The organism is Longimonas haloalkaliphila (assembly GCF_055379825.1).
The window spans coordinates 2,128,415-2,149,798 of the sequence record NZ_AP043948.1 but is presented as its reverse complement, the minus strand read 5'-3'; the positions used below and the strand labels follow the sequence as shown (position 1 = coordinate 2,149,798).

The window sequence follows — 21,384 nt, the reverse complement described above, 5'->3', positions numbered from 1 at the left end:
TCCAACTAAAAAGCGCGGGTCCCACTTTGGGGACCCGCGCTTTTTTTCTGTAACGACGCGCTGCATGAGGGGGCAACTCGTGTTGCTCCTCTCGTTTCCTAATATAACCATGCTACATGGCCTGCTCACGCGGCATCACAAGCACCTCTTCCACGTTCACGCGATTGGGCGCTGAAATTGCGTACAGAATCGACTCCGCAATGTCGATCGAAGCCAGCGGCTCCATCTCCATCCCTTCGAAGCTCTCCAGGATGTCTTCGTCCGTAATTGTGTGCGTGAGCTCCGTTGCCACCGCGCCGGGCTCGATGCTCGTCACGCGGATGTTGTGCTGCTTCGAGAGCTCGTTTCGCATCCCCTCAGAGAGCGCTGTCACGAAAAACTTCGTCCCGCAGTAGACCGCCCCACCCGGAAACACGCGGCGCCCGGCGACCGACGAGATGTTCACCACATGGCCGTGTCCCTGCTCTTTCATGATTGGGAGTACCGCCCCGATACCGTGCAGCACGCCCTTGATGTTCACGTCTACCATCTGCTCCCACTCCTCTTCGTGGGTTTTTGCCATCATCGACAGCGGCATAATGCCGGCATTGTTGACCAGCACATCGACCTGCCCGTAGGTGTCGTATGCCGTATCAACCAGATGCCCCACCGCCGCGCGGTCGGTTACGTCGGTGGGCACGACCAGCGCCGTACCGCCGTCCGCCTCGATCTCGTCACGCAGCTCATTCAGACGCTCCTCGCGGCGCGCAGCCAGCACCACACGCGCGCCCTCTTCCGCCAGCAGCTGCGCCGTCGCCTCGCCAATACCGCTGGATGCACCCGTAATAATGATTACCTGATCGGTCAGGTCTGCCATAATCTACAAAAGTTATTGGTATAGGGATTCGTACGAATGTGCTCTAAACGTAGCCACATCAGCGCCCCCCGACCGTAACAATATCGCACAAGACGTATGGCCTCGCAGGTGAACGTCTCTGCTTATCTGATAGCCGGTTCACCGAAACGCGATTCCGTATCTTTCGTGCAAGCACCGGTTATGCTTCTTTCGCCAAACTGCCTCACTTCCATGACTGCTTCCGCCCCGGATCCGTCTGAACCCGAAGCCACAGACTGGCGTGCCCGCATCGCGTCTACCCTTGCTACCTCGGTGCGCGACACGAACGAAGCTCTGTCGCGCGCCCCGGCCATTCAGAAGTGGATGCGCACGACCGCTGCCGAAATCGCAGCGGAGCAGCAGCCCACGGCCATGGAGGGAGACATGCACGCCATGCAGGGCTACAGCGCGGCGCGTCGTGCACTGCACGACGCATTTCCCGAACTGCAAGGCATCGTCCGCGAGCTCACCGACGGGCACGGCACGCTCGACCTGGAGTGGCGTCCGTTTTCGCCTCACCTGAGCCAGGTGCGCCTCTCGTTCGACCGCGACTACGATGTAGACGTGTTCGTAAGGATCGATGCGCCCCAACGGTCGCTCTTCAACGAGCATCTCGACGCCCTGCGCAGTCAGCTGCCTGAAAGCGAGCCGTTCCCGCGGCGCCCCCACACCCGCACGGCCCTGTGGTCATACGACGGCGACGGCGTGGGCGTGCGTATCCACCAACACCACCCAAACGACGATGTGCACCAGCATACGTTTACGCTGCTCCCCCCTGAGGGAAAGGCCACACCTGACCTGACGCGCGAGGCGCTCGCTACCGGACTGCTGAACCGGTGGTCATAAACCTGCTTGTCCCCCGGGTACGCCTCGCTGCACACCTGCACACTCGCATGCCGTGCTACGCGTTGGCGCGATAGCTACGCAGCGCGTGCTCGTCGAGGGCGGTAAGATCGTCGACTCCGTCGATACGCCATCCGTAGGGCGCTTCGTTTTCAGGTTCGACCCCACACACCGCACCGGGCGCAACAAACTCGCTCAGCACACGCGCAAACACGTCCGGATGCTCAAGCGGCAGCGGACGTGCCACTTGCTCGACGACACCATCTTTGATTGTGCAGTGGCCAATTCCAAACGGAATGGGTCCGTCCATCTTCGTGCTGAGCGTCTTAAAGACAGCGCTTCGAGCGCGCATCTGCTGGATAAACTCAGCGACCATCCACATCTGCTGCTGTCCGCTACCTGCTGTGCGAAGGTGCCGGCGTGCAAAGAGCGATCGAATGAGCGCGTCGAGATCGTCTGCCCGTTCGTCGCGAACGTGCGCATCCACCAGAAAACCAGGAACCGATTCCATGTACGAAGCGAGGCCTATGAGAAAACGTTAATGACTCGTCACAGCATACCCGCTTACGGACGGGTCCGTTTCTCTACGTATTCGTAGGGAAACCTGACAATCAACCTATTTTTTCTGTGGAGCAACATACGTAACGCGTGGATTCTCTAACACAACTGGCGCTGGGTGCTGCGGTTGGCGAGGCGACGCTTGGGCGGCGCGTGGGCGACAAGGCGATATACTGGGGAGCCGCGTTGGGCACGGTCCCCGACCTCGACATTGTCTTGAACCCGTTCATCTCGAACGTAACTGCGCTCGGCATACACAGGGGATTTACCCACTCCATCACGTTCTGGGTAGTGGGCGCCCTGCTTTTTGGAACCCTGATGCATCGCTTGCACCGGAAAGACGCCGTACCCTGGGCGCAGTGGACCTTGATGGCGGGACTGGTGCTCTCAACGCATGCTGTGCTGGACGCCTTCACGACGTACGGCACGCAGCTCTTCTACACGTTCAGCAACTACCCGGTCGTCTTCGGGACGATCTTCATTATCGACCCGCTCTACACGGTGCCGCTACTTGCGGGCCTCTTCGTGGCGTGGCGGCGCGCCCCAACCGACCGCCTGCGCTACTGGGCTAACGTCGCCGGACTCGCGCTCAGCACGCTCTACCTGATGCTCACGATTCCAAGCAAACTCCTTGCAGAACAGAACTTACGTGAGGGGTTTGAGAATGCAGGGATTGAAGTAGAACGCACGTTCACGCGTCCCACCGCCTTCAACAATATACTCTGGCAGGCTATTGGCGAGACCGACGACGCGTTCTACGTGGGCTCCTACTCGCACTTCGACACTACGCCCCCTGTCTCGTTTGAGCGCATTCCCAAACGGCATGATCTGCTCAGCGACCTGCCCGACTCGCGCGCACTGGAACGGCTACGCTGGTTTTCGCGCGGATACTACAGCGTGTCGGAGGGAAGCGATGGCACCCTCTACGTGCACGACCTGCGATTTGGACGGTCTGACATGGGCATTGGCCCCGACGGGGAGCCGATCTTTACGTTTCGCCTGGAGCACGATCCGGATACCGGTCGGGTTGTGGGCTTCGAGCAAGAACGTCCCGATATGCAGACAGATACCGAGCTGCTGGCGCGATTCTGGGAACGCATTCTCGGCCGTTCTAACGTCTGACACCGCCCCCGTTGCTGGCGTTGTTTCTTTAAATATACGTTTCAACACCAAACGGACAGATATCTGGGTTGATAATGACCCAGGTTCTGTTAACTTTGGTGTATTGACGTTTGTTTTTGCCTAACTGCCCCGTGTCCCATGGAAGGACTGCTCGATCAGATTACACTTGAGACGATCATTGACTACAGTGGTCGCCTCGTTGGCGGTATCCTCATCTTTCTTATTGCGAAATGGATCGCCGGACGCCTACGCGATGGCATTCGCGCAACGCTTGATAAGCCAAAGTACGACAAGACGCTGGCTCGCTTTGCCGGTAACCTGGTCTACTACGTGATTATTGTACTGGCTGTGCTGGCAGCGCTGAGCACGATAGGCGTTCAAATGGCCAGCTTCATCGCCATCCTGGCTGCTGCCGGATTTGCGGTCGGTCTCGCCCTGCAGGGCACACTCGCCAACTTCTCGGCCGGCGTAATGCTTCTCATTTTCCGTCCGTTTGATGTCGATGACGTTGTTGAGATCTCGGGCGAGCGCGGGCGCGTGCGCGACATCCAGCTTTTCTACACGCGTTTGAACACCATGGACAATCAGCTCGTCATTATCCCAAACAGTGACGTGTTTGGCTCCAGCATTCGTAACGTGCTCTACAACGACGAGCTGCGGGTGGCCTGCGCCGTAGGCACCGACTACCCTGCCGACATCGACGAGGCCCGCACCGTGCTGAAGCGCGCTGCTGAACGCATCGACGAACGCATCGAAGAGCGCGGCACGCAGGTGCTGCTTACCGGACTTGGCGACTCCTCGATCGACTGGGAGGTGCGCGTGTGGATCCGTCCGAGCGGATTTGGCGACCTGCCCCGTGTACGCGACGAGATGGCACGCGTCATCAAGTACGAGCTTGATGCAGCCGATATCGGCATTCCGTTCCCGCAGATGGATATTCACATGGACCGGGTGGATGCAAACGGCAAGGTCATATCATCGTAGCGATTGCCGTAGGATACCGTTGTGGCACTGCAGGCCATAACGGACTACCACAGCTACGCAGCATCGGTCTGTTCGCGCTGATATAACGATCCCGTTTCGGGCTCGACGGAACGGTTTCTGCAAACGACCGGTGCTTCTGCGTAGTCATCGTTACCTACTTTCTAACAAGACTTTATCTACCATGCCTGTACATTCCGCAGAAGCAACCTGGAACGGCAACCTTCAAGAGGGAGCCGGCACCTTTAAAGGAAAAACCGGCGCCATTGGTGGTGGCTATTCATTCAAGTCGCGTTTTGAAGGCAACAACGAAACCAGTCCGGAAGAACTCATCGGGGCCGCCCACGCCGGCTGCTATTCGATGGCGCTTTCAAACATGCTTGCCGAAGCCGGGCATACGCCCGAAGATGTGACCACAACAGCCGACGTGTCGCTGGAGATGATCGATGGCGCCCCGACCATTACAACGATTAAACTGACCTGCAAAGGGCAGGTACCCGGTCTTGATGCGGATACCTTTACCGAGCATGCTCAGGCTGCCAAGGAGGGATGCCCGGTCTCAAAAGCCCTTGCCGGCGTATCCATCGAACTCGATGCAGAGCTTGTAAGCTAAGCTGCTCGGCGTAGAGTCGGCACCACAATGTGGCGTAACAGGGGGACCCGTTTCGGGCGCCCCTGTTTTTGTTTGTGTCTGTCTCAGGGCTCGTGGTTTAGGCTTCGAGGATCCAGGCTGCAAGGGCTTGCGGGCACGTAGCCATGCGCCGACGGGCCTGGCCGGTTAACGCGAGAGTTCGTGGAGCGGATCACTTGGCTCGGTATGGTCGGGCGGGTGGGCGTCGCGGTGCCTGCGCGGCTCCAGATGCGCTGTCACGCGCACCTGGTCATCTGGAAACTCTTCGTGCAGGGCGGCTTCCACATCGTGCGAGCGGGCATGCGCCTCGCGCACCGACATTTCTCCAGGAAACATAAGATGGTACTCGACCCACAGCTGGTCGTCGCTGCGGCGGTGACGCACCTGATGGTAGTTCACCACAGTCTCGTCTTCAACCGCCGCGTTGAGCACCTCCAGCACCCGATAGGTGGTATGCGCATCGGCCCGGTCCATGAGTCCGCCAAGTGAGCGGCGCAGCAGCGTGCCGGCGGTCCACAGAATGTTAGTCGCCACCACAAGGGCTGCCACCGGATCGAGCCACAGAACGCCTGTGAGCCGCACCAGCCCCACTCCTACGAGCACACCCAGGCTCGTCCACATGTCCGTGAGCACGTGCTGACCGTTCGACATCAGCACCAGACTATTGTGCGTTCGCCCTATGCGGATCAGGTACCACCCCAGTCCGCCATTGACAAGCGTCAGCGTCGCAATGATGGCCAGGCCGGCATCGAGCTGCTGCAGCTCTGGACCGCGGATCAGGTCTTCGATAGCGACCCAGGCAATGACGATGGCCGCGGCTGCAATCAGCAGTCCCTCAAATGCAGCCGCAAAGTAGGCGATCTTGCCATGTCCGTATGGATGCCCCTGATCGGGCGGAGTGGAGGCGTACCAGAGGCTAAATCCTGCAAACCCGGTTGCCACAAGATGAATGGCCGACTCGATCGCATCCGAGAAGATCGCTGCGCTGCCCGTGAGCCAGGCCGCGAGCGACTTTCCGGCCAGCATAAGCACGGCCACCGAGAGGCTCCACATCATGGCACGGCGGCGCGCGCGTTCAGCAACCTGAGACATGGCTGGGTAGGCTATTGTGCATTCGAGCAGGAGTACGCTTGACGCATACCGCCACGCATTGTTCATCGCGCTTTGCACGCATCACGCTGCGCCAGCCCGATCTAAGCAAGCGGCCTGCAGGGCAGCGCCGCAGGCTATTCAAAGCGAATGAGAACCTCGCGGCTTGTCTCTGCAGAAAAACCAGGTATGCTGTTCAGTTGCTCTGCCGAGAGCGAGCCGCCCTCATCGTTCATCGCGCGATTCACAAACGAGATCGCCTCCTCGCTATCCTCTTCCAGAAGCCGTTCGAAGTCAAGGTCGAAGAGCACGATGCGATTGCCGTCGCGCAGGCTCGCATTGGTGTCGAGGATTGTGCCTTCAACTTCGATGGAGACCACAATCCGTACGCCTTGCATCATCTGCTGCATCATGAATGCCATCTCCTCATTCTCTGCTGGCGTCGCTTCGGGCATCGCGTGCAGTTTCTCTTCAGCTTGTTTGTCTTCAGGCGGCATGCGTAACAGCAGTTCGGCCGGGGAGCCAGGCGTAAAGGTGAGGTCCATATCCGAAAGAAGCGACCCGCTTCCTTCTTCTGCAGGTAGGTTCGATGCCATCTCATCGGGCGCAGCCTGGTCAAGATTGATCCCGGCCGTAATCTGATTGATGTCGTCGAAGCCATACACGGCCTCGTAGCCTGACGTGCCGCCCCCTGCATCCTCCAGAAGCGTTACCGAGATGAGAGACAGACCGGGCTGCATGTCGGCACGCTCCTGGGCGTCTGCCTCTGAGAAGAGAGGCGGATGTTCCTCGTCACTTTCACTTGACGCCATGCCCTGTGCCATACCTTGCATCATCTCAGTGGCGACTGGATTGAGCTCAAAGCGTTCGGTTACGGTGCCGCTTCCGTCCGCATGGAGCGAGATGTGGTGCTCCATGCTCATGCACCCGCTCATCACAAGGGCGAGGCCAATGACGAAACTGGCTGCAACGCGAGACATGGTTGCATAGAATACAGCAGATGTATCTTTCATATTGAGCCCTTGTATTGCTTATGGAATGCGCACTTTAACACCCTTCAATAAACAATACTTTTGCAACATCTGCAATCCCCCTGTCGCACCAAACGCGGTTGCTTCCTCAGACGCGCTTGAAGGCCAGTAAAAGGTCCTTTCTCTGGCTCCAAGCTCCTCTATCTTATTTTTGAATGCATTTCTTGCAATAACGGATTTAAGAGGCTCGACGGCAGGATACAGGGATTTATGCAAACAGAGAAACTGAGGCAGGCTATCAACCTGCGCTTACCATTACTGCGAGCGGCTGTCGGCCGTGCAGGTGGTGTTGATACCTCCTCGCACGTTGTACACGGTCTCAACAACGAGATACTCCGGATTGGCAAGCTCTGCCATAACGTCCTCAAAGACAATAGCAGTAATATCCTCCTGGGCTGCGCCGATATCGCGCCATGACACGAAGTAATACTTTAAGCTCTTCAGCTCCAGAATCCAGTCGCCAGGTACATACTCAACGCGCACCGTTCCAAAATCGGGCAGCCCCGAAAACGGGCAGCGGGCCGAAAACTCGCCGGGCTCGGTCTCATAGACTACCTGCTGCTTCACGTCGTGCGTGTAGGGGATACGATTGATCGACGCCTGGCGGGTATCGGGCGGCAGAAACGGACGAATGTGCCCTTCGGGCTCGACCCCGAACTGTTTCATGTATGCAATTGCTTCTTCCGTGTGCTCAGCGGCGCGCTCAACCCACTCAGACGCGCTCTGTGGCGCTGCACCCTGCTGCGATACGTCTTGCTGAGAGGTGCCTTTTTGGGATGCATTGAGGTCGTTCATAGCAGATAGAGACGAGTCAGTTAACAAGAGCCGGGGGAGTGCGTGCTATACTTTTTTCTGTCGGATACGGAACAAATGTCGTAACAAAGTAGAATCTACGCGCACTAATGTGAACGGACGGTTTCATTTAACGTAGACGCTCTGCAACAATGATCTCATTCCCCTGCAAACGGCGGTACAACCCATGACTTTCTTCGCCTTTGTTGTGATTCCAACGCTTGTCTTTGCGTGCATCCTTGCGCCTGTGCTGCTGGGCATGGGCGAAAGTGGCACGGGCCGCTCCGACTCGGGCGATGGACCCCCGCCCGGAAACGGCGACGACCCGAAAACGCCGCCCCCAACACGGGGCGACTCGGCCGCAATTCCGCTTTCTTCAATCACCGTCGACACTCCCCACGTACGATCCGGTTCGCCTGAAACCCGGTCATAGCCTGGTCATAATTCCGGGGGAACAGGGGCTACCGGGCAAGGCCTGCACGCGCTGTGCAGCCTGAGCTACTCTAACGTGTAGACCGTTAGGCCTGAACTATGCAGCTTGCTTGTCTTCCATGATCAGGTCAAGCAGTGCGATAACGCGTCGCTGCAACTGACGCCGATCAACGACCATATCTATAAATCCGTGCTCAAGCAGAAACTCAGAGCGCTGAAATCCCTCAGGGAGATCCGACCCAATGGTTTCGCGGATGACCCGAGGCCCGGCAAACCCGATCAAGGCCTCAGGCTCTGCAATGTGAAAGTCGCCGAGCATCGCAAACGAGGCCGTTACGCCGCCGGTGGTGGGATGCGTTAGAATCGAGATGAACGGCAGACCAGCCTCTTCCAGACGCGTGAGGTGGGCACTCGTTTTTGCCATCTGCATCAGACTCAACGCGCCCTCCATCATGCGAGCCCCCCCGCTCTGCGTAATGGTGATGAGCGGGTACCCGTTGGTGTACGCCCGCTTAATGGCTCGCGCAATGATCTCACCGACGACCGATCCCATCGACCCCCCGATAAACGAGAAGTCCATTGCAGCGATTGAGGTCTCGTACCCGCCTACCGGACCGGTAGCCGACTGCACGGCTTCGTTCTGACCGGTTTTCTTCTGGGCTTTTTCCAGGCGTTGCGTATATGGTTTCCGGTCCTCAAAGTCCAGGACGTCGGTCGAATACAGATCCGTGTCGTGCCGGGTGTACGTGTCGTTGTCAAAGAGCAGGTCAAAGTAGCGATGGCTGCTCATCCCGAAATGATAGCCCGACCCAGGAAACACGTAGAGATTGTCCTCCACTTCACGGCGGTTCACGATCTCACCCGTTTTTGGACATTTCACCCATTGCCCTTCAGGGACTTCATTCTGGTCGTCGCGCTTTGTGAGGATGCCCGCTTTCTTGCGGTGAAACCAAGCCATGCCAAGAGTATGTCAGTGAGAGTGAATGCGTAGGCAGTATACAACCTAATCAGCACGGTGTCTACCGCCTGCTACAGGATTTATACCGATTTAGAACCTGCTTGGGTTTTGGTTTGACAGCGAGAGCGCGCACTGGTGGAGCAAAACGAAGACCACAATAGGGGTTCACACCCGGGGCTGCGGGCTGACATGCGGGCACAGCCCGACTGACGTCAGTATATCGGGGGGCGTTGCACCCAGGGGCATGCCCCTCGGCCCCAACCCAATGGAGCCGCTCGCAGCGCCCCGACCGCAGGGAGGAAGTAGTCCTGAGGTGCCCAAAATAAGAAATCAAATCAGATTCTTAGCGGGTGGTGTGCCATGAAAGGCTTTCAGGTACGCCGGTTCCACATCGCAGGGATCTTGCAGGGCGCCTTGTTGGGCCCGTGCGATGCCACGCCGGGCAACGTCGCGCGCAGATAGACGTCTGTGCGCAGGGGGGACGACGCGCACGCTGCGGAGCTGCCCGGCTTCATCATCAGGTACGGCGTCATGGCCTTCTATCTCAAGGTCCCTCGTCTCTTCGACACGCCTCTGCATAGATGTTGCTGCCTTTGCCGCGCCGGGCCCCGTGTACCACAGGGTGCTGCTATCGTGCAGCTGCTGCTCGACCGCATCCGCCAGATCGTCCACGTCGTATGGCCCCGCCGCCACGGCCTCTGACCATACCCCGTCCGTGGCGATATCGGTTGCAATGTACGCTGCTGCAAACACGTCGTTACGGCGCGCATCAAGCGCAGCCACAACCATGTCGCCCGGAAGTACCCAGGGAGCAAGCGCATGCGCTGCCGCCTCAAGGGTAGACACCGTTACAAGCGGACAACCCACCGCCATTGCGAACCCTTTCGCGCTACTCATGCCGATGCGGAGCCCCGTGTACGACCCCGGTCCGGCAGATACGGCAACCGCCTCTACCTGAGAGGCCGCCACGTCGGCGTGGGCGAGGGTCTCTTCAATGAGCGGGGTGAGCCGTGCGGCGTGCACACGCGGGCGATGGATATGTGCTTCGGCCTGGCATCCTCCGTCGTGCCACACAGCCACACCACAGGTCGTATCGGCGGTTTCGAGAGCGAGAAGGGTATTCATGCAGTAAAAAAGCAAGGAAAGCAAACGCAGCTACGTGGCGCCCCGGTGTCCGGCAGGCCACTGCCCCGATTCGACGACCGGCACGCTGTCTACAGAACCGTTGTACCAGTAAACCCATGCTCGTATGTCCATGGGCTTCGCGATGACGGGACGTCGTACAAACAGCGACGTGGACTCGCGGTTCGGATCGAACCCTTCGTACTGGTCGATGCGCGTGAGCACGTTTGTGCTGCGCAAGCGATACAGTTCCCCCTGCACTGTGGCGTCTTCGTTCTCGTCTGCCTCTTCTTCCACTGGTACTGCCCCCGGAAAGGCGCCCAGATCGTACAGGCGACCATGCACGCAGCACGGTCCCTCAAATGCAAGCTGCGGCGCCACCCCCAGCTTCTGCTGCATGCCGGCTGCACGCATCAGCGATCCGTACGTCATGAGGTGATTCGGAGCGTTAGTCATGCTACGCGTGTTACACGTCCATTGTGCGCATTACGTACTCTCGTCTTCGTCCGGCCTGCACGGTTGCTCTTCTTTTTGAATCCAATTCGGAACTTATGTCAGGAGGATGCGGGTGCGTTTACATCCAACCAGCGGTCGGATGCATCCAGAAGATCGAACTGCGCTGCAGGAGGCGCCTCAAACTCGGCATGCACCCAGTCGCCGCTGCCATCGCCTACTGGCCGGTAGCGCTCGCGGTACCAGTCCGGACGCGACGTCAGGTCTTGAAGAGCTTCTACGGCCGCGTCGACATCGGACTCGGTGTTGTAGAGTCCGAACGAGATGCGTACCATGCCGGGCTGTGCGCGGGTGCTGCATGCATCGGTGCAGTCGGATGGCGCGATGCCCTTCGCATCCGCAATACCCAGAAGCTGCCGCACGAACGGCTGTGCGCAGAAGCACTCGTTGCGCACTGCGATGCCGAAATAATCGTTCAGCGCGGCCGTCACGAGTCCATGCGGAAGGTCGTGCAGGTTGAACGTGATGACCCCGATGCGTTCTGCGACCTCCAAGCGATGCGAGCCGTAGATCGTAAGACCGGGCAAGGCGTTAAGGGCGCTCATCGCATACTGCGTAAGCGCCTGCTCGTCGGCTTCGACCACGTCCATGCCCACTCGCTGCAGGATGCGAAGCGTAGCGCCCAGAAGCAGCGACCCCGGCAAGTTAGGCGTGCCCGCCTCTTCGCGCTCCGGCAGGCTCGGGGTTACGTCGTAGCGTTTCGCATCCACAAACTCGACAATGCCCCCGCCAACGACCTCCGGCTCGTGCTGTTCGAAGAGGTCCTTACGCGCCACGATCACGCCCGGACTGCCCGGCGCGTAGATCTTATGTCCGCTCAGGCACACGACGTCGAGCGCCTCGTTTGGAGTCTCTCCGGCGACAGAAATAGGCAAGTGCGCGGCGGACTGAGCGGCATCGACCACGCAAAGCGCCCCAACCTCATGAGCCAGCGCCGCGATTTCGTGGACCGGGTTCACCACGCCGGTCACGTTGGATGCGGCAGTCACGGCCACGTAATTGAGCCGGTCGCCGTGTTCTTGAATAGCAGCGCGCAGCGCGTGCATGTCTACGCGCCCGGCGTTGCCATCGGGATCCATCTCCAGCGGCACGTGCACCACCTCGCGCATATGCTTGCGATGCGGGAGATCGTTAGCGTGGTGCTCCATGAGCGTCGTAATAGCCACGTCGCGCTCCGGACGCTGCGCCGCGAGCACGCGCGCCATGCGGTTGAGTCCGCCCGTTACGCCAGTGCCACAGAAGATCGCTGTATGGGTCTCAGGGGCTCCGACAAACTGGCGCACGGTTTCATGGGCCTGCTTGTAGGCTTCAGTCATGATGCGTGCCCCGTGGTGCAGATGCGAGTGCGTATTGGCATAGTGCTGCATCGCCTCATCGACGACAGCCTCGGCGCCCTGAAAACGCAGATTCGACGCCGCACTGTCGAGATAGACACGGGGTCTGGTGGTGCCGTCGGCGCGGGGGTACGACGTGTCGAGTCCTGTAAACTGGTCGCGCAGCGCTTCGATCTGTTGCCTGCGTGCCGCAAAGGGAGCGGAAGCGAGCGGAGCAGCATTCTGCGTATGGAGCATGGGCCGTATGCCGATTTGTGAACAGATGCGTTACATGACAATGTTGTATACCGACTGCCCATGTGGAGTTCTAACGACTTCTGCGCGGGAGGCGCTGCGCGGGTTGCATCCGCCCAAACGCTGCGTTCTATTACATCTCTACAGATATAACCGACAGATACTGCCGTTTCGACCTCGATAGCGACCATGAACTGGCTCCTCTCTTCTTTGCGCTCCTGGATGCTTCCTGTGCTGGGCATGCTCTTTATAGGCAGCCTGCTCTTGCCCCGCACTGCCGAGGCACAGCACCTGTGGCTCCCCCCCTACCAGCCCATGCAGCTTGGCGTTGAGGCCGTGCAGCCAGACGTACAGGACATCGACGGGCTGTCCGGAGCATATTTCTTTACAGGGACCGTATCGCTGACCCGTGGCACCGAGCTGGTAACCGAGCTTCCGGTGGCCTACCTCAACACCAGTACGCCTGAGGACATCTCAGACACGCAGATCGGAAATCCGTACATCGGGCTGGCGCTTACTCCGCGCTTCTCCCCGATCATGATCGAGGTTGGCGGGCGCGTTCCGCTATCTGACAACACGACGACAGCCGTACTGGGACAGCACGCCGAGGTGGGGCGTCCGGGTGCATTTCTGCCTGAGGGCGGCATGATTGCTCTGGCGGGCAATGCGCGTCTGGCGTTTACGCGCACGCTCAGTCTGCGGGTGCGTGCCGGGGCCTTCTATGCCCACTCGACCGAACGGGCACGTGAGCCCAGCATGCCCCGCGTGGACCGGGATGTCTTCAACCAGTACAGCTCGCAGCTCTGGTATGAGGGCGACACGATCCTTCTGGGGCTTGGCTTTACCGGATACGCGAATCTGACGGCGCGGGGCTCATACGGCGCCAACAGCCGCCACGACCTCTCGGCTACCGTACATATTGCGGGCGTGCCGGTGGTGCAGCCTGGTTTTTTCACGGCCTGGAACGTAGGCGGCGCCTTCCGCAACGCCGAGCCGTGGGAACGTGCCCAGGACCCCAGCCGCAGCGTCGCCTCGTGGCGCTTCGGGCTGATCCTGTCGACCTCGCTGTACTGAGCGCGCTGTGTTGGATGTACTGAATGTGAGCTTCGATGAGAAAGGACGCACTTCTGCCTACGTCTCTGGAGCAGGCATCCCTCCTGCACATCCGGCCCATCCGCGTCCGTCGCTTTTGGTCTCTTCAGTGATCGCGTGGATGCGATAGAGCGGGGGTGCAACGTGGACGTAGCCGCCCCAATTAGCAACGTCAGGTAACAGAAAAAGTCGACAGCAGCGTGTGCAAGGCTTCTCGAGCACGCCGTAGGGCAACATCTCTACCAGGCGCGGGCTAACCCAGGCCGTGCCGAATCGATCTTGCGCGGTATGCACGACAGCGGGCTTGCGCTGTCGGATGATCAAATCAAGCAAAAGCGAAGTCCTAACTTCACAGCAGGACGCTCCTGCCTCCTGCACCAGCAGGCAGTCTCGGAAGACTTAGGCGAGCGGCGCGCTGTAGCCGTGCATCCAGAGACACCGGTCAATCTCCTAAGCAAACTGGCTCAGGATGACACGCCAGGCGTGCGGAAAGCCGTCGCCTTCAGCCCCAACATACTACTGGAACTGTTGTGGAAGGTGGCGGAGGAGTTTCCAGAGACAGTACACGACAAAAGTCAGATGCCCCTTCCAGACACTCCTTTATAGTGGCGTGAAAGTCCCGAACGGCTAAGAGCCTGTTTGGGTTTTGGTTTGTAGGCGAGAGCGAGCGCCGCTGAAGCGAAAATTGGACCACGATGGCGGTTCGTAGCCGGGCTACGGGCCGACATCGGGGGCAATTTGCACCAGGGGCATGACCTTCGGCCCCAGTCCAGCGCCGCCGCTCGGAGCCCAAATTAAGAAATCAAAACAGGTTCTAAGAGTAAATGGATGTTTTCTCTCGCTACTCCGGCACTGCATAGCACCAGCCGACCAGCACAGGCGGATGTGCATTGAGCCTGCGATGGGTGTCCACAGCGGCGTAGCGGTGTCCCATATCCACAGCTTCTGCTTCCGTCATTAGCTCGCCATGATGCGGGGGGCGGTCTTCGAGTCGTTCTTTTTCTTGACCGGCGCGTGCCCGTCGTGCCGATGCGAGTTGCGCTTCAATCATCGGCACCTGCTCGTGAAGAGCCGCGGCGGCACGCGTCTGTAGCACTGTGCGTTGCGCCCGCAACGTGCCAATCGCCGGGTGGTCGCTGGAGGCCTCTGTACCGGCCTGCAACACGCGCTCGCCACGCGCTGAACGGATTGCTCTGCCATCCGCAGGCACGTGCAGTGAATACAGCGTCTCGTGGACGACCCGGCCGTTGCCGTCCTCAAACACCAGACGATACACAAACGTGATGCCGGGCGCACTTAAAAACGCCGCCTGCTTTTGGCCCACTGGCGCGCTGAGTACCTCGCTCTTCAGAACACGCTCTGCCGCCGTCTCCATGAGCGGATGGCCCGGCCCCAAATACTCCACCTCTTCGGTGCGTGCTGTGTCGGGATCAAAAGCATACCGCGTTGCCTCCCCCTCTGCATACAGTGCAATCGCGTACGTGCCGTCGCCATGAGACGTCCATGTCCCGCCGTTGCGACCAATACATGCCGCGACCAGCGCCGCCCGCTCATCAAACGCCCCATACGTCCGCTCAGCGGTGGCCACCATCAACTTCACCTGACGCATGTCTTTTGCATCAAAGGAGGCACATGTAAAGAAATCAGCGTCTTGCCACATCTGTAGCTGCTCAATGCGGGCATCCAGATCGGCCTGTAGCCCCTGCGACGCCTGATCTGCAGGCACATCGTTGCGAACAGCATCCATAACCGTCCTCTTTGCGTCCAGGCTATCGAAGACGCCATCGACCGTAGAATCTGCCGTGGCGACTTCATACAGCGGATGCACGTGCTCACACATTGTAGCAACGAGCTGCCCCTCGCGGGTGCCGGGTAGGTGCAGGTCGTGCCAGGTGAGGTCACTGCGGCTCGTCATCTGCTGCATCGTGCACATCCGGTGCCGTGTAGAGGCTGGATGCCATGCAAGATCAAAATTGATGACATGCGTCGTTGCGGCCTGTATGTGGTCCAATCCCATAGCTCCCCCCCAGGAGGTGATGAGCACAGAGGCCTCTCGGGCGTCCAGGGCCGACTGCACCTCGGCACGGGCCTCCTCATCGTAAAACGTGCCGTGCACCACAACCCGCTCATGCCACGACGCATCCGTGGATGCAGCCTGCATCGCGCGCATGGTGCTGGGCTGGCGGGCCAGGACGATGATCGACGCATCCGGCCTTTCCGCAAGAATCTCGTCGATCACGGTGCGCGTGGCTCTGGTCTTGGCGTGGGGATTGAGCGCCTGCGCCTGCTCCACAAGCGCTACGATCCGGTTCAACTCATCATCGAGCATGACATCGGAGTGCACATCAGCGACCGTGCGTAGCTCGTCCCGTGCCTGCGTGCGCTTTTCCGCAGAAAGCCCTTCTGACCGCCCTGGGCCAGCAAGCAGCGCCTCAGCCTCTTCCGAAAAGGCAACGTCCCGCACCGCCCTAATCACGTCAACGCGTTCCTGTAGCGCCTCAGCAAAAGCCATTGGATGCTCCAGCAGCGCGCCCGTCATGCCCTCTGTGAAAGTTCGTGCTGTGTAGTCGATATCGTTCTCCAGCACAGGATATACATCGGAGATGTACGTAGTGGCCGCCCTATGAAACGCCTGCGCTGCCTCTGACAGCTCAACGGCATGCCGGACCATCGCAGGCTGCGCCGATTCCACGCCTGCTACGGTAGCGGGGCTGCGCCGCACGATCCGATGCAGCACACCACGTGAGCCGGACTTGCGGTCTCCCGATACGCTGAGCGGATCCAACAGCTCAATCAGGTCCCAGAATGCCTCGGGCCCTTCGCGATGCGGCTGCTCACAGCAGAAGATTCGGGCCCGGGCGTTGCGGACAGCCTCAGCGGCATACGCTGCTCGACTTGCTTCCTCCTCGCGGCCTTCCAGCCGGTCCGGCGCATCCTCCACGATCACCACATCCCACGGCTCACACGCCAGATTGCGCCCCTGACTTCCGTATGTTAGCATCTCCGGAGGGATGACGACCCGCTGCTCAGATTGATTCCACAGGTTCACATCCAGTTCCTTTCCACGTCGATGTTCGTCGACCCAGTTGTGATCGGAGACCTCCATATCCAGCCCAAAGTCGTGATGCATGCTGCGCACCCATGTGGCCTCCTCATTGTGTCCTCTGGTTGGAATAACCAGCACCCGGTCGGCCTGTCCACGCAATGCCAGCTCCTTCAACAGCGCCATCGCCTGGGTGCGCCGCCCCAGATCGCCGTCATCGGCCAGCAGCACACGGGGCGGGATCCCCTGAAGCGCCTGCCGCACCGCTCCCCACTGATGCGGCTCCACCTTGGCGCGGACGTGCGCTGCACTCAGCAGCGTCTGGTCGTTCCGCCGGATGCGCAGCCGTTCAGCCAGCAGATGGCGGTCAAACGAGGAAAGCGAGGGGAGAGACGAAGCAGAATCTGGCATGGGTCCAAACAGGTCAGTGAAGCAGAACACGCGGTAGTTGCCCGTTCCTACATGCCCACGCTTTCGTCCCGGACAGGAGGTGTCCGATCATGCCAAGTAGTGATTTAGGGGAAAACGAGGTCCGTTCGCTTCGTGTTAATTGCCTCCATCGATGCAGGGACATTCACCTCCCGATACCTGTGCAGCCCGCGCGAAAGGAGCATTCCGGGATCGGCAGTCTCACGCACGCAGGAGCAGGCTCCAGCGCTGTTTTGTCTTCAGCGCGGATTCGGTTGCATAGAACAAGATACTTCCTCCCTCCCTGTAGGTCGGACACACGAATAACGTCTCCAGTCCATGTGAAGCCGTCCTACGGCACGCAGGTGCGAGTGTGCTTCGAAATGATGCTGGGTCGCCGGGACCGTCACCTCACGGAGAGCAGGTGGACGCTTCACCACCGTCGTTGATGGTCCAGCCGTATGCCTCGACCAAGTGCTCTCGCGATGATTTGCCAGTACAATACTGGATACCGCCGGCCTCGAACGTAAGACCCGTATTCAGATCCAACTCCGCCCACCCGATCAACAGACGGTCGTAGTTCGCCGTAGATAAACCGGAGCCGTTGAACATGAAAGCCATGTCCGTCACATTGGAAATGTCCCATGTACCAATGTCTTGATTGAAAGACGTGGCTCCATGGAACATGCTCGGCATGGCCGTCACACTGGAGACATCCCATCCCCCAATATCCTGATTGAAGGAATCGGCATAGCTGAACATGAACCGCATACCCGTCACATTGGAAACGTTCCATGCCCCGATGTCCTGATTGAAGGAGCTGGCTCCTCTGAACATGCCGCTCATATTCGTCACGTTGGAGACGTCCCATGCGCCAACGTCTTGATTGAAGGAGTAGGCTTCTCCGAACATGCTGCTCATATCCGTCACGTTGGAAACATCCCACGCCCCGATATCCTGGTTGAAGGACGCGGCTCCCGAGAACATGTGCCCCATGTCCGTCACGTTGGAAACGTCCCACGATTCAATGTCTTGGTCGAAGGACTCGGCTCCTGCGAACAGGCCTCTCATGTCTGTAATGCTGCTGGTACAGGTGACGGGGGCATTCTCCGGGGTAATTTGATTACGGGTCCGCTTGGTGTACGGGGTGCCATTGATCACACCCGTGTCACCGATCTCGGCATCATCGCAAATCAGGGTGACCCCGTTGGGAGCCAATGTGAAGTGCGGATTGGCCGACACCCCCTGGATAGCGGTCCGGGCCAACTCCGCCCACTTGGTGCGTATGCGGTCGTAGTTGGCAGCCGAGAGGCCAGAATTTCCGAACATCGCGCCCATCCGACTCTCAATGTCAGCGCTCCCCTCTAATACAGTACCGCTCACATTCCACGCCCCGATGTCCTGATTGAAGGACCTGGCGTATTGAAACATGCCGCTCATGTCCGTGACGTTGGATACATCCCACACTCCGATATCCTGGTTAAAGGATCTGGCTCCGTTGAACATGTGCCCCATATCCGTCACACTGGAGACGTCCCATGCCCCAATGTCCTGGTTGAAGGACCTGGCGCCCGCTCTTCTCTCATCCTCACCTCCGAACATACCCCTCATGTCTGTCACGTTAGAGACATCCCAGGCACCGATATCCTGATTGAAGGACTCGGCTCCTGCAAACATCCACCCCATATCCGTGACGTTGGATACATCCCACGCCCCAACGTCCTGGTTGAAGGAAACGGCGTAACTGAACATTCCTCGCATATTCGTGACGTTGGATACATTCCAGGCCCCGATATCCTGGTCGAATGACCAGGCTCCTGCGAACATCTGCCCCATATCCGTCACGCTGGAGACGTCCCACGCCCCAATGTCCTGGTTGAAGGAATGCACTTGCATGAACATCTCGCGCATGTCTGTAATGCCGCTGGTGCAGGTGGCGGCGGCATTCTCTGGGGTAATTTCGTTGCGGGTCCGCTTAGTGTACGAGGTGCCATTGACCACATCCGTGTCTCCGATCTCAGCATCATCGCAAATCACAGTCACCCCATTCGGGGCCAATGTAAAGCCCGGATTGTCGTGTGCCTGTTCATCACTGGGTCCCATGAGCATCCATAATAGCAGCGCGCTCATCAATCCAATGGAAGTCAGATATAGCCAAGAAGAACGGGATAGACCCGTTAATGGGAGTATAGCCGTAAGGTATGGCATTGTAGTGTTGTACTGGTATTAGTAAGCACCAATAGGAGTACATCTGCGAGACACAACAACCGGGTCAACTCACAACAGTAGAATGCAAGTTACATAAGATCGTACGGATCTCTCTGGATGACGCGCAGCGGACATGCTGGGCATGAGCGACCTGCGTTGCAATCCGTCCGTCTACCGGGGTCAGGATAACCTGAGGACTTATACCATCTGCGTTGAATCATCATACAGGTGTTTTCAGTCGGCGGACGACGAAACGTGCCTCCGTGTCGCCGGGGATGCAAGCGATCCCCGGCTATGGGCTGTGAACCCGTAGCCCGGGATCAGGAGCGAAGCGGATATCCCGGGTGGTCTCCAATCAAACGTGTACATCAAAGTCTCGCATCTGGTATTATCTTCAAGAACGGAAACGATCACTTCTCATTCAAGCAGCCCCAAAAATATTATGAGCTCATCGAGATGTGGTGATGGTATTCTTTTCTGTATCGATACCAGGCCTCGGCATAGAAGACCGCTTTCTTCGTGTGCCCTGCTTGTTGTCGGCCTTGCGCAACGTTTGGAACTTCTTAGCGAGGCAGATTCCGCATCCTACTGTTCTTTATTGTGTTCGGTCACCTTAACGACGGCCTACCCCTGATCCCTCCCCCTAAATCCCCCTCCTCTGAGGGGGACTTTGAGAGCATCTCCCCACAATCCCTTCCTCCTTGGGGAGGAAGGGTAGGATGGAGGGGATCCTATCGGCGAAGCACGTTACATCCTTTCCCGAAGAAGCGAAAAAACAGGCCACCGTCCATCGATCCAATATCACGACGTCTGCCTAAACGGGCTGGGTCCAAACGGCCAATTATCATCTTCTCCTGAATCCGACGACTCCGGCTGATCGGGGGCGGGCGAATCGGGCTCGGCATCCCATCCGCTTAGGTCCTGATCGAACGACATAGCATCAACGAACATCCGATCTACATTCACCGATTCTGGGATGGCCCAGTCGCCTATGGGCTGATTAAATGACCGGGCGCCTTTGAACATCTTCTCCATCGTGTAGAGATCCTCGTAGAAGGTCCAATCCCCGATGGGCTGATTGAAGGCCCGGGCCCCCCGAAACATGTGCGACACGTCCTGCGCGCACATCAAGTCCCACCCGGACATCGAGCCGTTGAACGACCGGGCATCTGCGAGAAACCAGCTAAAATACTGCACCAGCCGCACATTCCACCGATCCAGGTCCTGATTAAACGCTGTTGCTTTTCTAAACACCCCCTCCATGTGCTGGACTTGCGATACATCCCAGTCGTTCACTGGCTGGTTGAAGGAGGAGGCCCGGTTGAACATCCCATCCATCCTGTGGACACGCGACATATCCCACGAATGCACCGCCCCATTAAACGCCTCTGCCCCCGAAAACATCGACGTCATATCGCGAACGTCGTGGGTGTCCCATTCGTCCAGGTCCTGGTTGAACGAGCGGGCATCCTTGAACATCGACTCCATGGTCCGGATGCTACTCACATCCCAGTGGTTGAGCGATGCATTGAAGGCATGCGCCCCCTGAAACATCGCTGCGGTATCGACGGCCAACGAGAGGTCGGGCGCATCCGTCGCAGATAGCTGCATGTTGTGCGCCCCCTGAAACGCACACAGCATACTCCGCCACTTCGTGTGGCCCCACTGCTCGATCTCCAGCAGCTTATCGGCATCGGCATAGTTGTCGAGACAGATCTGCTTAATGCCGCCCGTGATCGCCAGGCGGTACACCCCCGGCTCCGGCACATCAAGGATAAACGGCCCGTCGGCCTCCTCCTGCCCGCGCTGCGCAGGGTCGTCACACCGCATCCAGTGTACGGTGTAGGAACTGCCATACACGGGGAGCGCAACCTGATCGGGGTCGGTAGAGGACTCCAGCATGTTTCTGAGGTACGGCCGCGTTTTGTGAGATTCGCGGATGTTGCGCGTATCCCACACGGTGATGAACGGATCGGGATGGGTAAACGGGTGCGGCATAACAACTAAAAGCGTGTAGGAAAAGTCAGTGATATGGAGAAAACGGTTGGAGCGCGTGCTCGGAGCACGTGATGCGCAGTTCCGTCCGATTCCGTGCACAGGCGCCGCAAGTCGATGACCG

At 58.8% G+C, this 21,384-nt stretch carries 19 protein-coding genes; 6 read left to right on the top strand and 13 right to left on the bottom strand.

Annotated elements, in window-relative coordinates:
- Nucleotides 1–112: 112 nt before the first annotated feature.
- Entirely contained in the window at nt 113–856 is a 744-nt protein-coding gene (locus ACZ48V_RS08375) for an SDR family oxidoreductase (protein WP_464538300.1), read from the bottom strand.
- Between the two features lie 210 nt (nt 857–1,066).
- Here ACZ48V_RS08375 and ACZ48V_RS08370 point away from each other — a divergent pair, with 210 nt between their 5' ends.
- The gene (locus ACZ48V_RS08370; RefSeq protein ID WP_464538299.1) at nt 1,067–1,720 is read left to right on the top strand and encodes a hypothetical protein; all 654 of its coding nucleotides are present in this window, start codon (nt 1,067–1,069) and stop codon (nt 1,718–1,720) included.
- A 55-nt stretch (nt 1,721–1,775) separates the two neighbouring features.
- Here the strand turns inward: ACZ48V_RS08370 and ACZ48V_RS08365 are convergent, their stop codons facing one another.
- The gene (locus ACZ48V_RS08365) at nt 1,776–2,228 is read right to left on the bottom strand and encodes a hypothetical protein (RefSeq protein ID WP_464538298.1); all 453 of its coding nucleotides are present in this window, start codon (nt 2,226–2,228) and stop codon (nt 1,776–1,778) included.
- A 137-nt stretch (nt 2,229–2,365) separates the two neighbouring features.
- Between ACZ48V_RS08365 and ACZ48V_RS08360 the strand changes: the two genes are divergently transcribed.
- The 3 genes from ACZ48V_RS08360 to ACZ48V_RS08350 all read left to right on the top strand — a co-directional run bounded on the left by ACZ48V_RS08360 (nt 2,366) and on the right by ACZ48V_RS08350 (nt 4,991).
- Complete coding sequence (locus ACZ48V_RS08360; protein ID WP_464538297.1) at nt 2,366–3,397, top strand: metal-dependent hydrolase; 1,032 nt, start codon at nt 2,366–2,368, stop codon at nt 3,395–3,397.
- Nucleotides 3,398–3,535: 138 nt separating this feature from the next.
- Entirely contained in the window at nt 3,536–4,381 is an 846-nt protein-coding gene (locus ACZ48V_RS08355; protein WP_464538296.1) for a mechanosensitive ion channel family protein, read from the top strand.
- A gap of 181 nt (nt 4,382–4,562) precedes the next feature.
- Nucleotides 4,563–4,991, top strand: coding sequence for an OsmC family protein (locus tag ACZ48V_RS08350; RefSeq protein ID WP_464538295.1), 429 nt, complete (start codon nt 4,563–4,565; stop codon nt 4,989–4,991).
- 165 nt (nt 4,992–5,156) lie between these two features.
- On the opposite strand, the gene ACZ48V_RS08345 is transcribed toward ACZ48V_RS08350, so the two are convergent.
- The 3 genes from ACZ48V_RS08345 to queF form a co-directional block, all read right to left on the bottom strand.
- On the bottom strand, nt 5,157–6,101 hold the full coding sequence (locus tag ACZ48V_RS08345; protein ID WP_464538294.1) for a cation diffusion facilitator family transporter: 945 nt from the start codon (nt 6,099–6,101) through the stop codon (nt 5,157–5,159).
- A gap of 134 nt (nt 6,102–6,235) precedes the next feature.
- On the bottom strand, nt 6,236–7,078 hold the full coding sequence (locus tag ACZ48V_RS08340; RefSeq protein WP_464538293.1) for a hypothetical protein: 843 nt from the start codon (nt 7,076–7,078) through the stop codon (nt 6,236–6,238).
- A gap of 306 nt (nt 7,079–7,384) precedes the next feature.
- Nucleotides 7,385–7,924: a preQ(1) synthase gene (gene queF, locus ACZ48V_RS08335; protein ID WP_464538292.1), complete on the bottom strand. Its 540-nt coding sequence runs from the start codon at nt 7,922–7,924 to the stop codon at nt 7,385–7,387.
- A 184-nt stretch (nt 7,925–8,108) separates the two neighbouring features.
- Between queF and ACZ48V_RS08330 the strand changes: the two genes are divergently transcribed.
- Nucleotides 8,109–8,354, top strand: a complete 246-nt coding sequence (locus ACZ48V_RS08330; RefSeq protein ID WP_464538291.1) for a hypothetical protein — start codon at nt 8,109–8,111, stop codon at nt 8,352–8,354.
- A gap of 96 nt (nt 8,355–8,450) precedes the next feature.
- Here ACZ48V_RS08330 and accD read toward each other — a convergent pair whose 3' ends face one another.
- The 4 genes from accD to ACZ48V_RS08310 form a co-directional block, all read right to left on the bottom strand.
- A complete protein-coding gene (accD, locus tag ACZ48V_RS08325) occupies nt 8,451–9,311 on the bottom strand; it encodes an acetyl-CoA carboxylase, carboxyltransferase subunit beta (protein ID WP_464538290.1) in 861 nt (286 codons plus the stop codon).
- A 330-nt stretch (nt 9,312–9,641) separates the two neighbouring features.
- Nucleotides 9,642–10,436: a tRNA (adenosine(37)-N6)-threonylcarbamoyltransferase complex dimerization subunit type 1 TsaB gene (gene tsaB / locus ACZ48V_RS08320; RefSeq protein ID WP_464538289.1), complete on the bottom strand. Its 795-nt coding sequence runs from the start codon at nt 10,434–10,436 to the stop codon at nt 9,642–9,644.
- Between the two features lie 30 nt (nt 10,437–10,466).
- Nucleotides 10,467–10,889: a gamma-glutamylcyclotransferase family protein gene (locus ACZ48V_RS08315; protein WP_464538288.1), complete on the bottom strand. Its 423-nt coding sequence runs from the start codon at nt 10,887–10,889 to the stop codon at nt 10,467–10,469.
- A 98-nt stretch (nt 10,890–10,987) separates the two neighbouring features.
- Nucleotides 10,988–12,517, bottom strand: coding sequence for an aminotransferase class V-fold PLP-dependent enzyme (locus ACZ48V_RS08310; RefSeq protein WP_464538287.1), 1,530 nt, complete (start codon nt 12,515–12,517; stop codon nt 10,988–10,990).
- A gap of 186 nt (nt 12,518–12,703) precedes the next feature.
- On the opposite strand from ACZ48V_RS08310, the gene ACZ48V_RS08305 reads away from it, so the two are divergent.
- Nucleotides 12,704–13,588, top strand: coding sequence for a hypothetical protein (locus tag ACZ48V_RS08305; protein ID WP_464538286.1), 885 nt, complete (start codon nt 12,704–12,706; stop codon nt 13,586–13,588).
- Nucleotides 13,589–13,645: 57 nt separating this feature from the next.
- Here ACZ48V_RS08305 and ACZ48V_RS08300 read toward each other — a convergent pair whose 3' ends face one another.
- The 4 genes from ACZ48V_RS08300 to ACZ48V_RS08285 form a co-directional block, all read right to left on the bottom strand.
- The gene (locus ACZ48V_RS08300) at nt 13,646–13,939 is read right to left on the bottom strand and encodes a hypothetical protein (protein WP_464538285.1); all 294 of its coding nucleotides are present in this window, start codon (nt 13,937–13,939) and stop codon (nt 13,646–13,648) included.
- A 508-nt stretch (nt 13,940–14,447) separates the two neighbouring features.
- Complete coding sequence (locus tag ACZ48V_RS08295) at nt 14,448–17,060, bottom strand: hypothetical protein (RefSeq protein WP_464538284.1); 2,613 nt, start codon at nt 17,058–17,060, stop codon at nt 14,448–14,450.
- Nucleotides 17,061–17,468: 408 nt separating this feature from the next.
- Nucleotides 17,469–19,187 carry a BspA family leucine-rich repeat surface protein gene (locus ACZ48V_RS08290; RefSeq protein WP_464538283.1) on the bottom strand — a complete coding sequence of 573 codons (1,719 nt, stop codon included), beginning with the start codon at nt 19,185–19,187 and terminating at the stop codon, nt 17,469–17,471.
- 879 nt (nt 19,188–20,066) lie between these two features.
- Complete coding sequence (locus ACZ48V_RS08285; protein WP_464538282.1) at nt 20,067–21,263, bottom strand: BspA family leucine-rich repeat surface protein; 1,197 nt, start codon at nt 21,261–21,263, stop codon at nt 20,067–20,069.
- Nucleotides 21,264–21,384: the final 121 nt, after the last annotated feature.

Excerpts from the sequence above, each read along its gene's own strand:
- ACZ48V_RS08375 (WP_464538300.1), bottom strand. The coding sequence starts at position 856 with ATGGCAGACCTGACCGATCAGGTAATCATTATTACGGGTGCATCCAGC.
- ACZ48V_RS08370 (WP_464538299.1), top strand. The coding sequence starts at position 1,067 with ATGACTGCTTCCGCCCCGGATCCGTCTGAACCCGAAGCCACAGACTGG.
- ACZ48V_RS08365 (WP_464538298.1), bottom strand. The coding sequence starts at position 2,228 with ATGGAATCGGTTCCTGGTTTTCTGGTGGATGCGCACGTTCGCGACGAA.
- ACZ48V_RS08355 (WP_464538296.1), top strand. The coding sequence starts at position 3,536 with ATGGAAGGACTGCTCGATCAGATTACACTTGAGACGATCATTGACTAC.
- ACZ48V_RS08350 (WP_464538295.1), top strand. The coding sequence starts at position 4,563 with ATGCCTGTACATTCCGCAGAAGCAACCTGGAACGGCAACCTTCAAGAG.
- ACZ48V_RS08345 (WP_464538294.1), bottom strand. The coding sequence starts at position 6,101 with ATGTCTCAGGTTGCTGAACGCGCGCGCCGCCGTGCCATGATGTGGAGC.
- ACZ48V_RS08340 (WP_464538293.1), bottom strand. The coding sequence starts at position 7,078 with ATGTCTCGCGTTGCAGCCAGTTTCGTCATTGGCCTCGCCCTTGTGATG.
- queF (WP_464538292.1), bottom strand. The coding sequence starts at position 7,924 with ATGAACGACCTCAATGCATCCCAAAAAGGCACCTCTCAGCAAGACGTA.
- ACZ48V_RS08330 (WP_464538291.1), top strand. The coding sequence starts at position 8,109 with ATGACTTTCTTCGCCTTTGTTGTGATTCCAACGCTTGTCTTTGCGTGC.
- accD (WP_464538290.1), bottom strand. The coding sequence starts at position 9,311 with ATGGCTTGGTTTCACCGCAAGAAAGCGGGCATCCTCACAAAGCGCGAC.
- tsaB (WP_464538289.1), bottom strand. The coding sequence starts at position 10,436 with ATGAATACCCTTCTCGCTCTCGAAACCGCCGATACGACCTGTGGTGTG.
- ACZ48V_RS08315 (WP_464538288.1), bottom strand. The coding sequence starts at position 10,889 with ATGACTAACGCTCCGAATCACCTCATGACGTACGGATCGCTGATGCGT.
- ACZ48V_RS08310 (WP_464538287.1), bottom strand. The coding sequence starts at position 12,517 with ATGCTCCATACGCAGAATGCTGCTCCGCTCGCTTCCGCTCCCTTTGCG.
- ACZ48V_RS08305 (WP_464538286.1), top strand. The coding sequence starts at position 12,704 with ATGAACTGGCTCCTCTCTTCTTTGCGCTCCTGGATGCTTCCTGTGCTG.
- ACZ48V_RS08295 (WP_464538284.1), bottom strand. The coding sequence starts at position 17,060 with ATGCCAGATTCTGCTTCGTCTCTCCCCTCGCTTTCCTCGTTTGACCGC.
- ACZ48V_RS08290 (WP_464538283.1), bottom strand. The coding sequence starts at position 19,187 with ATGAGCGCGCTGCTATTATGGATGCTCATGGGACCCAGTGATGAACAG.
- ACZ48V_RS08285 (WP_464538282.1), bottom strand. The coding sequence starts at position 21,263 with ATGCCGCACCCGTTTACCCATCCCGATCCGTTCATCACCGTGTGGGAT.